Below are 13,245 nucleotides of genomic sequence, written 5' to 3'. Positions count from 1 at the left end.
AAATATATGGCTTTTTTCAAAAAAACACAAATAAAGTTTTTAATTCTGTTTTTTAAGACGGTTAATATCTAAAAAGATTTATTCAAACTCGTTTTCTGAATCTATTCCTATAATGGCAACATAGATGGCATAGTACATGGAATACATAAAAGGAATTGTGAAAAATATTCCAATGCAACATCCTATAAATCCAACCATTGAAGCTATTGCGGATACAATGATTAATCCCAAAAGTACGAAGGGTTGTTTTGATATAATTATGGCGCTAGATTTTATAGCCTCAATAGCTTTTAAATTACCAAAAATTATAAGGGGAATTGTTAGAAAAGTTAAAAAAGAAATTGTCATTGCAATTAAAGATCCAACTATTTTAATTCCGGAATAATCAAGCAATGATGATATGCCGGAACTTAATATTGAAATTATGATTGTAGATATTAGCAGTTCCTTAAAATAAGGAGCTTTGTAATATTCTAAAATTGTAGAAACATGAAATTCCTCGTCTTTTTCGCCACAATGTGCCATTTTAATTAAACCGGCAGGGAAAGGACTCAAAAGGCAAGATAATACAATTGCTCCAGCTACATAAACCAACATGAAAACACCTGAAAAATTTTCGTTTTTTAAATTTTCTAATGATTTTTCATTTAAAATGGAAACTCCAAAAGTAAAAATTACTGCTCCAAATATAAGAATTGCTATCAGAACCGAGAAAACAAAAATGATTAAACCGGCATATATTGCGATTTTTTTATAGTTTTCAAATGCATGATTGAATACATTTCCAAAATCTAATTGGTATCCATTGATTTTAATTTCTTCTATCTTTTCTTTGGTAGTTTTCATCATTTAATTTATGTATTAGGCGAATTGATTGTATTTATAGTTTAAAATAGACTTCTTCAAATGGAATTCTAAAACGATCTCCATAAACGCCTTGTTCCTTTGGAAGACGACATCCAATAATCATAGTTATTTCGGATGAAGCAGGTAAATGTAATATTTTTTTTATTCTTAGCGAATCAAAATCTTGCATTGGACAAGTGACATAGTTTATTGCAAGTACGCTAATCGTAAAATTTTGAGCTGTAAGTCCAGCTCTTTTATGTGCAACAATGCGCATATCACTTTGTCTTGTTTCTCTGTAAATAGGTAGATTTGAATAATCCAATAATTTTTTTCCTGGATTTTGTATAAATGGACTTGTTTTTAAAAAACCGAACTTACAGTCGGTATTAAATGGCTTCATTTACCGATTGTTTTTTGGTTACAACCATTTTAATAATTTTTTAATTGTTTTTAATTTATCATGGTAAGGCGCATAACGCATCGATAAATCCAACCAATTTGCTTTTTTTACGATTCCTTTTTTATGTGAAAAAGTATCAAAACTCCATTTGCCATGATACGCGCCTATTCCGCTATGGCCAACACCTCCAAAAGGTAACCTTTTATTAGAAAAATGGATTACTGTATCATTAATACAGCCACCTCCGAAAGAATATTTGTGAATGATTTTTTGTGCAAACGAATAATTTTCCGTAAAAATGTATAAAGCCAATGGTTTCTCGTATTTAGAGATTATAACTTTTATTTCTGTCTCATTTTCATAGGAAAGAATAGGAAGCAAGGGACCAAAAATCTCCTCTTTCATAATCATGCTATCAACACTCGATTCATCTATAAGAGTAGGGGAGATGTAACAATTTTCAATTTCAGTTTGACCTCCAAAAACTACTTTGTCGCTCTCAATCATATTGACCAACCGAAGCCAGTTTTTTTGATTTATGATCCGTGCATAATCGGGGGATAGTTTAGGATCTTCCCCGTATGCTTTGGTGATTTCTTCTTTCATGAATCCCATGAAATGATTTTTCATGTTTTTTTGAATCAAAATATAATCGGGTGCGATACAAGTTTGACCAGCGTTAATAAATTTTCCCCAAACGATTCTTTTAGCGGCGAGTTTTAAATTGGCAGTTTCATCAATAATACAAGGGTTTTTTCCGCCAAGTTCCAAGGTTACGGGAGTTAAGTTTTCGGCTGCTGCTTTTGCAACAATTTTGCCTACCGGAACGCTTCCTGTAAAAAAGATATAATCCCAGCGTTGAGTAAGTAGATTATGAGTGACTTCAACTCCGCCTTCAACAACTTCTACATGACTGATTTGGAATGTTTTTCCAATAATTTTTCCAATAATTTCGGATGTTTTTGGAGTGAGTTCAGAAGGTTTAAGAACTACTTGGTTTCCCGCCGCGACAGCTGAAATTAAAGGACTAAGAGCCAGTTGAAACGGATAATTCCATGGTGCTATAATTAATACTTTGCCGTAAGGTTCTTTGTAAATATAATCAGTGGAAGGAAAATTGAGAATGGAAGGGAATACTTTTTTTGGTTTAGCCCATTTATATAAATTCTTTATAGTGTCTTTTAATTCAGAAATAACATAATTGGTTTCTGTGAGTACCGCTTCAAAAGCCGGTTTTCTGAAATCATCGTATAAAGCCTGAATAATTTCATTTTCATGAGTAATGATTACATCCAGTAACTTTGTTAAAGTTTCTTTTCTAAATCCTATAGTCGTTTTATAATTCATTAGGCACGCACAATTTAGTTAGTGCTATGCAAGTTAATTTTTATAATTTACATAATGAATTATTCTTTTAAAAAAATCATAACGCATCCCAGATAGAGTCTGATGGAGTAGGAGCAGTTAGGGTTAAGGCTTCTTTTGTAACAGGATGTATGAATGTTAATTTTCGAGCATGTAAATGAATGCCACCATCAGGGTTACTGCGGTCAAAACCATATTTTAAATCCCCTTTTATAGGCGAACCTTCAGCAGAAAGTTGCGCTCTGATTTGGTGATGTCTTCCCGTGTGAAGATTGATTTCTAATGCAAAATAGTTATTGAGTTCTTTGAATATTTTATAATCCAAACTGGCTAATTTGCTTTCTGGGACTTCTTTTATATGTGCTTTTGAAGTGTTGTTTTTTTCGTTTCTTTTTATATAATGAACAAGATTATCTTCCTCTTTTGAAGGTTTATTTTTTACGATTGCCCAATATGTTTTTTGAGTTTCTCGATTGCTAAACAGTTCATTCATACGGGTTAAGGCCTTACTTGTTCTGGCAAAAACGACAATTCCAGTTGTAGGCCTGTCTAAACGATGTACAACGCCCAGGAATACTTCCCCGGGTTTATTGTATTTGTCTTTTATGTATTCTTTGACAACCTCACTTAATGGCTTATCCCCGGTTTTATCGCCTTGCACAATATCACCAACACGTTTATTGATCACAATAAGGTGGTTGTCTTCGTGCAGAATTTGTAAGTTATTTTTGTTTGAAATGATTTTGTTAGACACTTTTAGGCTTTTTTTTTAAAACTAATACTGTGGATGAATACTAATATTGCTCATTAGTATTAGGAAAATCACTAGATTTCACATCTGCGACATATTGACTGATTGCAGTTGTCATTCCTTCATATAAATTCATATATCTTCTTAAGAAACGCGGACTAAATTCATTGTTCATTCCTAACATATCGTGAATGACCAATACTTGACCATCAACACCACCACCGGCACCAATACCAATGACTGGAATCGAAACGCTCTGTGCAACTTTTTCAGCTAAATGGGCCGGAATTTTTTCAAGAACCAAGGCAAAACAACCTAGTTTCTCCAATAATTGAGCATCTTCCATTAGTTTTTCAGCTTCTTCTTCTTCTTTGGCACGAACAGTATAGGTTCCAAATTTATAGATCGATTGTGGGGTTAAACCCAAATGTCCCATCACTGGAATCCCTGCGTTTAATATTTTCTTGATAGAATCTTTAATTTCTTTTCCACCTTCCAGTTTTACGGCATGTCCACCACTTTCCTTCATGATTCTGATGGCAGAGCGTAATGCTTCTTTTGGGTCAGATTGGTAACTTCCAAAAGGTAAATCAACCACAACCAAAGCTCTTTCTATGGCTCTAACTACGGAGGAAGCGTGGTATATCATTTGATCCAAAGTAATAGGTAAAGTCGTTTCGTGTCCAGCCATTACATTCGAAGCCGAATCACCAACAAGGATTACATCGATTCCAGCAGTATCAACAATTTTAGCCATCGTATAATCATAAGCAGTCAGCATGGAAATTTTCTCTCCATTGGCTTTCATTTCAATTAATGACTTTGTTGTAATTCTTTTGTAATCTTTTTTTGCTACAGACATTTGATATTATATTTCAGATTTAGTTTGTAAAAGTAGTAAAATCGATTAGTTTTAAAACAAAAAAATGGACTTGAAATAATTCAAATCCATTTTTTAATTATTGTTAAATAGAAAATATTTAAAGTTATGTAAGTAATTTTTTTTATTTATTGTTTTTGCTAAAAAATCATTTCCAACTTGATCTAAGCTGTTTTTTTATTTATCCATTGTCTTACAGGTACGTCATATAATTTCAAGCAAATGTAAGCAAGTACAACACACGATAATAAAATTAATATACTCACCGGAAATGCTTCACTAAATGGGATTTTATTATCTGCTACCCATCCTGTATATATGTATATTATTGGATAGTGAGTAATGTATATCGGATAAGAAATATCACCAAAAAATTTGCATACCCGTGAAGAAAATTTACTTTTAATGGCTCCGCTTGCCGCCAAGAAAATAACCAGAGGAAAAAATAAAATTACAACTGCTGTATCATAAATACCATTCAACCATACATGCTCGCTTCCACCAATCCTTGGCATAGCTAATGCTGCTATAACTAGCAAACTACACCAAAAAAAAGCGTTTTTTACTTGAATCAATTTTCCCATACGGAAAAGCAATAATCCTGCAAAAAAAGGATACATCATCCGAGCAAAACCAATATGTATTTGTTCCGGTTCTAGCGACCATCCCCCAATAATATCGCCATTTGGACTTGTAACTGCAAGATGAATTAGTGCACATCCAGCAAGAAATACGAATATCGAAAGCGCTGTTTTTGAAAATTTTCTGACAATAAGGGCATAGAGAATGTTAGCAATATATTCATAGAACAAAGACCAGCCAGGGCCATTTAGCGGATGCAATTCTGTCCAGCCACGAATATCCAAAGACGTTGGGACAGGAATCAGCGTAAATCCAATGAACATTACCAATAGCATTTTCCATACAGGTACTTCATGAATAGTAGGCCACAATACCGAATCTTGAAAATAGAATAACAAAGCTCCGATAATCATTCCTATAATCACCATAGGCTGAAGCCGAATCAATCGGCGTTTGAAAAAATTTCCAATTGACATAGTATCCCATCGATCATCATAAGCATAGCCAATAACAAAACCAGATAATAAAAAGAAAAAATCAACCGCAAGATACCCGTGGTTGATTATTTGGTCCAGATGGCTAGTAGCATGTGCCTCAAAAATATGAAAAGCAACCACCATCAATGCGGCTACGCCACGCAAACCATCTAAAATAGGATAATGGGGTTTTGATTTTAAAGTGCTTATATTCATGTTTTATCTTGTGTTTAGTCGTAAGTTAGTATTGGGTTTCAAAAGTATATATTTCTCTTCTTAAAAAAAGCATTTTTTCTCCTTGATGGTTAAAGGGTAAATAAATTTATCGAACTTCTTTCAAGTTAGCATAAGATGCAAAAACTTAAACAGCACTTAATTTTTATTTTAAAAGCCCAACATTGCTGTCAGGCTTTTAATTACTACTTCTTTGCAGAAGCTGAATCAATAATTTAATAATTGAAATGTATAAATTAGTGTTTCAAGTCTGTAAATTTTGCATCTGCAGTAAACGCTGAATTTGTTTTTTCAACAATTTTTTCTTTTGCTAACGTAAAATTTGCTGTTTGCTTAATATTTAATGATGAGGTTCCAATTGCCACTTTATAAGAACCTGCTTCGGCAATCCAAGCATTTTTGTTAGGAATAAATGAAGCCAGATCTTTTGAATTTAGTGTCAATACAATCGTTTGACTTTCTCCAGGTTGTAATAAATTAGTTTTACCAAAAGCTTTAAGTTCTTCTGTTGGTTTGTCAATTGTTTTTGCAGGAGCAGAAAGATATAATTGTACTACTTCTTTACCTGCTATTTTACCAGTATTTTTTACAGTTACGGTAACATTCATTTTGTCTGAAAATGCACTTGAACTCAATTTTAAATTAGATACATCAAATGTGGTATAAGATAATCCGTAACCAAATTCGTAAGATGGTTTTACATGGAATGTATTGAAATAACGGTATCCAACATAAATTCCCTCTTCATAAGTTACACTTGTAGGATTTTCAGCAGGTGTTCCAATCCAGTTTTTAGCGGACGGTGTATCTTCATATTTTACTGGGAAAGTCATTGTTAATTTTCCAGAAGGAGTTACTTTTCCAAAGAAAACATCCGCAACAGAATTTCCACCTTCTTGACCCGGTTGCCAAGGTAAAAGGATAGCATCTACTTTATCTTTCCAGCTTGCCGTTTCGATTACACCACCAATATTTAAAACTACCACCACTTTTTTGCCTTGAGCATGAAAAGCTGCTGAAACCGTATTGATTAAGTTGATTTCATCTTGAGCTAAATTAAAATCTTCATCTACTTTACGGTCATCACCTTCACCAGCATTTCTTCCAATTGTAATTAATGCCAATTCAGAAGTGTTCGCTTTATTTTTAACAATTTCTGAATTTAATTCTAATTCAGGAAGTCTTTTTGGAGTTGCCAATAAACCTTCTTTTTCACGTCTTTTTGTTTCAATCTCTTTTTGAGTAGCCATAAAAGGTTTGTATAATCCTTCTAATTCTTTGTCAATAGTAAACCCAGAGTTTGTTAAACCATCGATTAAGGAAACGGAATAGGCTTCGTTAACATCACCACTACCAGTTCCGCCAGAGATAAAGTCATAAGAGGTTACACCAAAAACGGCTAAAGGAGCTGATTTTGAAGTAAAAGGCAATACATTGTTACTGTTTTTTAATAAAACAACCCCTTCTGCAGCAGCTTGTCTTGTAACTTCTGCATTTTCTTTTAAGTTTGGTTTGTTAGAATATTTGTAATTGCTCATTGCTGGAGATCTCATTACTAATTCAAGCACTCTTCTTAAATTAATATTGATTTCTTCTTTAGATAATTTTCCGTTTTTTATATCTTTAATAATTGCATTCTGTTGTGCAGGTAAACCCGGCATCAATAAGTCATTTCCTGCTTTAAGTTGTTGAGTAACATCACTAACAACGTCTTTGTTCATAATAGCTCCAAATCCATTATAACCCCCAAACCAGTCAGTCATTACTAATCCTTTAAAACCCCATTCGTCACGAAGTACGGTAGTTAATAAGTCTTTACGTGCTGATGTGTAAGTACCATTCAATAAGTTATAAGAAGACATTACCGTCCATGGTTGTGATTCTTTAACAGTAATTTCAAATCCTCGTAGGTATATTTCGCGTAACGCTCTTTGGCTAACATGGGCATTAACACCCATTCTGTTTCTTTCTTGATTATTTGCAGCAAAGTGTTTTATTGAAGTTCCGACACCATTAGATTGTACTCCATTTACCATTGCAGCTGCAATTTTTCCTGCTATTAATGGGTCTTCAGAATAGTATTCAAAATTTCTACCACATAACGGGTTTCTGTGAATATTCATTCCTGGACCTAATAAAACATCTACTCCATATTCTTTTACCTCATTACCCATTGCTTTACCAACAGTATTGATAAGAGCTACATTCCAAGTAGAAGCTAATGCTGTTCCCACAGGGAATGCGGTAGCATAATAGGTATTCGGATCCTCCTCTCTAATGGATTTAATACGCAAACCAGCAGGACCATCAGATACAATTACAGAAGGAATTCCTAAACGAGAAATCGCTGTTGTTCCTCCTGCAGAACCGGGAACTTTTGCAGTGTCTTTACCAGTGGTAAACTGCATTTTAGCCCAGTCAAAACCGGGCATTCCAATTCCAATAAGCATACTTGCTTTTTCTTCATCAGTCAACTGATTGATCAAATCTTGAATTCGGTCTTGAGTTGAAAGACGGTAATCTTCGTATTTATCTAACCTTCCATTTTTATTTAAATCAGAAAAGGTAAATCCATTAACAGTTATTATTGGGTTGGGTGTAGTCTCTTTTATTTCTGGGTTTTTTGCCCAAGAAATTCCAGAAATGACAAGCGCTGAAAGAAGCGAAGTCTTTGCGATTTTTGAAATTGAATTGTTCTTCATTTGGTTTTTTTAGTAAATAGTTTTTTTATTGCTTCATTATGAAGCAATATTAATTATTTTTTTTAATATTTACAAAAAAAGATAGTTTATTTTTTGATTATCAGTTTTTAAAGTAGAAATTATAATCAATTTCGTATTTTTGAAATCAATATAAAATAATGGAATTTAATAAAATAATAGAAGAAAAATCAAACGAATCTTGGGATATATACATTCCTAATTTATCCGTGGATTGTGTCGTTTTTGGATTTCATGATACTATTTTAAAAGTATTGGTAACGAGACTAAAAGAGACAGATCTTTGGGCTCTTCCCGGAGGGTATGTTTTAAAAACAGAAAATCTTGAAGAAGCGGCTAATAGAATTTTATTTAGTAGGACAGGGGCGGAAAATATTTATTTGCAAGAATTTAAAGTTTTTAGTGATTTAAATCGATCTGATGGAATTTTTGATAATTTTCCTGATACGCTATGGAACAAACAGCGGTTTCTATCCGTTGGGTTTTATGCCTTAGTCGATTTTCAACATGTAAATTTAATTATTGATGATTTTTCTGATGCGTGCGAATGGAAATCAATTGATGAATTACCAAATTTTATGATGGATCACAGAAGTATTTTTGATAAAGCATTAGAAACCTTGCGCAGACAATTAAATCATAAACCTATTGGTTACAGTTTATTGCCTGAAAAATTTACTATGCCCGAACTTCAAAAATTGTATGAAATTATTTTAGCAAAGAAGTTGAATCGCGGTAATTTTTATAGAAAGATGCTGCGTTATGATATTCTCGAAAAATTAGAAGAAAGCAGAAAAGGAGGAGCGCACAAAGCACCGGATTTATATAAATTTGATTTAGAAAAATACCGATTGGCACTTAAAAATGGGTTAAATGAAGGCTGGTAGGAGTCTTAAGTTGTTGAAATGAATGATTACGATTAAACATATTCTCTACTGGAATGTTCTTAAGAAATCAGTGAAAAAATCTTTATAAAATCTTTATACCATGTTCAGATATATTATAAAATACTTACAACATATCATTTAACTTTGTAGTGTTAATAATAAAAATAGTTGTGAGAAGTATTTTAAACCAAATCAAACGAGAAAACCAATACCTGATATGTTTATTGTCTGTAAGTATAGTTGCTTCGCTTTGTTTATTCACTAGAGATTACTTGGATCACAAAATTGTGGGTTATTTATTGCTAGTAGTAGTTTCTTTATTAGCTACATTTTTAGACATTTTCCCTGTTTTATTAAGTGCCGTTTTAAGTGCTTTAATCATGAATTTTTTCTTCTTGCAACCTTATTACACATTTCATGTTAGTAATGCAGAAGATTCTTTACTATTGTTTTTGTTCTTTCTAATTGCGCTAATCAATGGCGTTTTGACTTATAGAATTAGAAAAGCCGAAAAAATATTGCAAATAAAAGAACTCAGGATTAATACAATGAAGCTTTACGATTCTTTATTGGACTCATTATCACATGAATTACGTACTCCCATTTCTACAATTATGGGCTCCATAGATACGATACAAAGTAAAACGTTGACTATTTCTGAGGAAAATAAACAAAAATTATATTCAGAAATCGAAAAAGCATCTTTACGACTAAACCATCAAGTGGAGAATTTATTGAATATGTCCAGATTAGAATCGGGTGTTATACAACCAAAAATGGATTGGTGTGATTTAAAAGAATTAGTTTATAATGTTCTAGATAGTTTGAAAGAGGATTTACATTTTCATAAAATTGCAGTTGTTGCCGATGAAAATTTACCGCTTTTCAAATTGGATTACGGTTTGATGGAACAAATTATTTATAATTTGGTTTTTAATGCTTCCCAATATACGCCGAAAGGAGCTAAAATAGAAATTAAAGTAGAATACCATGCAGATGCCGATTTTGAGTATAATCCAGATAAATTTATGCCCTGTGTTATCACTATTTCCGATGATGGGAACGGTTTTCCAGAAGCTGAAATAGATAAAGTCTTTGATAAGTTTTACAGACTGCAAAATTCTAAAACGGGTGGAACCGGTTTAGGTTTGTCTATTGTAAAAGGTTTTGTTGAAGCCCAAAATGGTAAAATAACTTTAAAAAATAAAGAAGAAGGCGGTTCTGCTTTTAAAATATATTTCCCCACATTAGTAATGAATACAGCAGCCATTTCAAATGAATAACTCAGCCGAAATATTAATCATAGACGATGAAAGCCAAATTAGAAAACTACTCGAAATCGCTTTAGATTCAAATGGGTATAAAACTATTTTCGCTGTAAATGGAAAGGAAGGAATTTCTCTTGCAGCAAACCACCAGCCGGATTTAATTATCTTGGATTTAGGTTTACCTGACGAAGACGGACAGATCATTTTAAAAAGATTGAGAGAATGGTATAAAAAACCTATTCTAATCTTAACCGTAAAAAATACCGAAGCAGAAATTGTAAAAGCACTTGATAACGGTGCTAATGATTATTTGGCAAAACCATTTAGAACCCAAGAATTATTGGCTAGAATTCGTACTGCTTTAAGAAATTTACACCAAAATGAGAACGAACCAATAATTGAGTTTGGCGAAATTTCGATTGATTTCACTTCTAGGATTGTGAAGTTAAAAAGCGAAATTCTAAAATTAACAACCACCGAATATAATTTGCTTTCTATTTTGGTGAAAAATGAAGGTCGAGTACTCACACATCAGTATTTACTCATGGAAGTTTGGGGTAACAGTTATTCTGATCAAACACAATACCTGCGTGTTTTTGTGGCGCAACTTCGTAAAAAAATAGAAGAAGACCCCAACCGACCTAAATTTATCATTACAGAATCCGGAGTTGGTTATCGCTTTAATACCAGCTAAAATTCACAATGCTTTCAGGAATCAGCTTTAAGCAATAATCAAAAAAGGCAAAAAAATAATTGAATTGTATGTTCTAAACATCACGATTAAGATATCTATTGCCTAATAATTAATACGTTTTACAATCTAAAAATTAAAAATTAAAATGAATAAATCAACTATTCAAAAAGTCAGTGCGGCATCCCTTTTAGTGGCACTAGGAATTATTTATGGTGACATAGGAACCAGTCCATTATATGTTATGAAAGCCATTATTGGACAAAGAGAAATATCAAAACTGCTCGTTTATGGCGGTATATCGTGCATCTTTTGGACACTAACATTTCAAACGACATTTAAATATATTTTATTGACACTTTCAGCAGATAACCATGGAGAAGGAGGTGTTTTTTCACTTTATGCATTAGTAAAGCGTTTTGGTAAAGGCAAGTTAATAATTCCTACAATACTTGGAGCAACTACACTTTTGGCTGATGGAATTATTACACCACCAATTTCGGTAGCCTCTGCTGTTGAAGGATTAGGGGATGTGGTTCCGGGTATTCCAACACTTCCCATTGTGATTATAATTTTATCTGGATTATTCTTTTTTCAAAGATTTGGAACCCAAAAAGTGGGTTTCTTTTTTGGGCCGGCTATGGTAGTATGGTTTTCCATGCTTTTTGTTTTAGGATTTGTCCAAATATTAGATCATCCTGCTATTTTGACCGCATTAAACCCAAAGTATGCCTATCAATTACTGGTTGAATATCCTCATGGATTCTGGTTGTTGGGAGCCGTTTTTTTATGTACTACGGGAGCCGAAGCTTTGTATTCGGATTTAGGACATTGTGGAAAAAAGAACATTAGGATTACTTGGATTTTTGTTAAGATCGCTTTAGTTGTGAATTATTTGGGTCAGGCATCTTGGCTTATGACGCAGGGAAATACATTTCTTCAAGGAAGAAATCCTTTTTATACCATCATGCCCCAATGGTTTCTTTTTTCAGGTGTTATCATTGCCACTTTTGCGGCAATCATTGCTTCACAGGCTTTAATAAGCGGTTCTTATACGTTAATAAATGAAGCGATGTCACTTAACTTTTGGCCAAGAGTTGCTATGCGAAATCCAACTAATTTGAAAGGCCAAATTTACATTCCATCTGTCAATACAATTCTTTGGGCAGGCTGTATTTTGATGATTTTATATTTTAAAAATTCTTCCAACATGGAGGCAGCTTACGGATTTTCGATTACTATTGCCATGTTGATGACAACCGTCCTTTTAAATTATTATCTAATTTATATAAAAAAAATGAACAGAATTCTGATAGCCATAATCATTACAGTTTTTGGTATTATTGAAATCGCATTTTTTGTTGCCAATATTGTAAAAATCAAAGAACGTTGGATGTTCTTGTTTTTTGAGCTTTTCATTTTTATGACTATGTATACTTGGTTTTTCTCCAGAAAAATTAACAATAAATTTCTAAAGTTCACTAATTTATCTGCGCATACGCAACAACTTCAGGAATTGAGCAATGATATGAGTATTCCAAAATACTCTACGCATTTGATTTATCTGTCTAAGGCGGATAGAAATTATGAAGTGGAAGAAAAAATATTAAAATCCATTTTTTCCAAAAAGCCAAAAAGAGCGGATGTCTACTGGTTTTTTCATATCAACAGAACCAATGATCCTTTTACTTTAAATTATGAGGTAATCGAATTGTTAGACGATAAAGTCATCAAAATTGTTTTGAATATTGGTTTTAGAATCCAGCCTAAGGTTGAATTGTATTTCAAGAAAATTGTACAGAATTTAGTTAAAAATAAAGAATTAAATTTACATATTCGTCCCGACGGTTCTACAAAATACAATACCGAACCTGATTTTAAATTCATTATTTTAGAAAAATTCCTTTCTGTCGAAAATGAGTTTGCCGTTAAAGATGCTTTATTGTTGAATTCCTATTACATGCTTAAAAACTGGTCACTTTCAGACACTAAAGCATTTGGATTGGATAAAAGCGATGTCGAAATTGAAGAGATACCTTTTGTCTATCAACCTATTCAAAAATTAGAATTGGAAAGAAAAGAGATTTAAAAAAAAGTATTCAGTGATCAGTCGCAGTATGGAGTAACTGTGACTGATCACTG

At 32.8% G+C, this 13,245-nt stretch carries 11 protein-coding genes; 4 read left to right on the top strand and 7 right to left on the bottom strand.

Annotation, left to right across the window (positions count from 1 at the left end):
- Positions 1 to 78: 78 nt before the first annotated feature.
- The 7 genes from ACM55G_RS13025 to ACM55G_RS12995 all read right to left on the bottom strand — a co-directional run bounded on the left by ACM55G_RS13025 (position 79) and on the right by ACM55G_RS12995 (position 8,239).
- Positions 79 to 849 carry a hypothetical protein gene (locus ACM55G_RS13025; protein ID WP_416844373.1) on the bottom strand — a complete coding sequence of 257 codons (771 nt, stop codon included), beginning with the start codon at positions 847 to 849 and terminating at the stop codon, positions 79 to 81.
- 31 nt (positions 850 to 880) lie between these two features.
- Positions 881 to 1,249, bottom strand: coding sequence for a nitroreductase family protein (locus ACM55G_RS13020; protein WP_416844372.1), 369 nt, complete (start codon positions 1,247 to 1,249; stop codon positions 881 to 883).
- Positions 1,250 to 1,267: 18 nt separating this feature from the next.
- The gene (locus tag ACM55G_RS13015; RefSeq protein WP_416844371.1) at positions 1,268 to 2,596 is read right to left on the bottom strand and encodes an aldehyde dehydrogenase; all 1,329 of its coding nucleotides are present in this window, start codon (positions 2,594 to 2,596) and stop codon (positions 1,268 to 1,270) included.
- Between the two features lie 76 nt (positions 2,597 to 2,672).
- Positions 2,673 to 3,368, bottom strand: a complete 696-nt coding sequence (locus ACM55G_RS13010; RefSeq protein ID WP_416844370.1) for an RluA family pseudouridine synthase — start codon at positions 3,366 to 3,368, stop codon at positions 2,673 to 2,675.
- A 40-nt stretch (positions 3,369 to 3,408) separates the two neighbouring features.
- Positions 3,409 to 4,227 (bottom strand): 3-methyl-2-oxobutanoate hydroxymethyltransferase, encoded by an 819-nt coding sequence (gene panB / locus ACM55G_RS13005; RefSeq protein ID WP_416844369.1) that lies wholly within the window; start codon positions 4,225 to 4,227, stop codon positions 3,409 to 3,411.
- A gap of 182 nt (positions 4,228 to 4,409) precedes the next feature.
- Positions 4,410 to 5,519, bottom strand: coding sequence for an acyltransferase family protein (locus ACM55G_RS13000; protein ID WP_416844368.1), 1,110 nt, complete (start codon positions 5,517 to 5,519; stop codon positions 4,410 to 4,412).
- Positions 5,520 to 5,773: 254 nt separating this feature from the next.
- Positions 5,774 to 8,239, bottom strand: a complete 2,466-nt coding sequence (locus tag ACM55G_RS12995) for a glycoside hydrolase family 3 N-terminal domain-containing protein (RefSeq protein WP_416844367.1) — start codon at positions 8,237 to 8,239, stop codon at positions 5,774 to 5,776.
- Positions 8,240 to 8,397: 158 nt separating this feature from the next.
- Between ACM55G_RS12995 and ACM55G_RS12990 the strand changes: the two genes are divergently transcribed.
- The 4 genes from ACM55G_RS12990 to ACM55G_RS12975 all read left to right on the top strand — a co-directional run bounded on the left by ACM55G_RS12990 (position 8,398) and on the right by ACM55G_RS12975 (position 13,192).
- Positions 8,398 to 9,144: an NUDIX domain-containing protein gene (locus ACM55G_RS12990; protein WP_416844366.1), complete on the top strand. Its 747-nt coding sequence runs from the start codon at positions 8,398 to 8,400 to the stop codon at positions 9,142 to 9,144.
- Between the two features lie 170 nt (positions 9,145 to 9,314).
- Entirely contained in the window at positions 9,315 to 10,427 is a 1,113-nt protein-coding gene (locus tag ACM55G_RS12985) for a sensor histidine kinase (protein WP_416844365.1), read from the top strand.
- Complete coding sequence (locus ACM55G_RS12980) at positions 10,420 to 11,106, top strand: response regulator (protein WP_416844364.1); 687 nt, start codon at positions 10,420 to 10,422, stop codon at positions 11,104 to 11,106. The genes ACM55G_RS12985 and ACM55G_RS12980 overlap by 8 nt, the downstream gene beginning before the upstream one ends.
- A 145-nt stretch (positions 11,107 to 11,251) precedes the next feature.
- Positions 11,252 to 13,192 (top strand): KUP/HAK/KT family potassium transporter, encoded by a 1,941-nt coding sequence (locus ACM55G_RS12975; RefSeq protein ID WP_416844363.1) that lies wholly within the window; start codon positions 11,252 to 11,254, stop codon positions 13,190 to 13,192.
- Positions 13,193 to 13,245 lie beyond the last annotated feature (53 nt).

The organism is Flavobacterium algoriphilum (assembly GCF_048158655.1).
GTDB lineage: Bacteria > Bacteroidota > Bacteroidia > Flavobacteriales > Flavobacteriaceae > Flavobacterium > Flavobacterium algoriphilum.
This window is presented reverse-complemented; position numbering and strand designations above follow the sequence as displayed.

Bases quoted from the DNA above. Each gene is read 5' to 3' on its own strand.
- ACM55G_RS13025 (WP_416844373.1), bottom strand. From the start codon at position 849: ATGATGAAAACTACCAAAGAAAAGATAGAAGAAATTAAAATCAATGGA.
- ACM55G_RS13020 (WP_416844372.1), bottom strand. From the start codon at position 1,249: ATGAAGCCATTTAATACCGACTGTAAGTTCGGTTTTTTAAAAACAAGT.
- ACM55G_RS13015 (WP_416844371.1), bottom strand. From the start codon at position 2,596: ATGAATTATAAAACGACTATAGGATTTAGAAAAGAAACTTTAACAAAG.
- panB (WP_416844369.1), bottom strand. From the start codon at position 4,227: ATGTCTGTAGCAAAAAAAGATTACAAAAGAATTACAACAAAGTCATTA.
- ACM55G_RS13000 (WP_416844368.1), bottom strand. From the start codon at position 5,519: ATGAATATAAGCACTTTAAAATCAAAACCCCATTATCCTATTTTAGAT.
- ACM55G_RS12995 (WP_416844367.1), bottom strand. From the start codon at position 8,239: ATGAAGAACAATTCAATTTCAAAAATCGCAAAGACTTCGCTTCTTTCA.
- ACM55G_RS12990 (WP_416844366.1), top strand. From the start codon at position 8,398: ATGGAATTTAATAAAATAATAGAAGAAAAATCAAACGAATCTTGGGAT.
- ACM55G_RS12980 (WP_416844364.1), top strand. From the start codon at position 10,420: ATGAATAACTCAGCCGAAATATTAATCATAGACGATGAAAGCCAAATT.
- ACM55G_RS12975 (WP_416844363.1), top strand. From the start codon at position 11,252: ATGAATAAATCAACTATTCAAAAAGTCAGTGCGGCATCCCTTTTAGTG.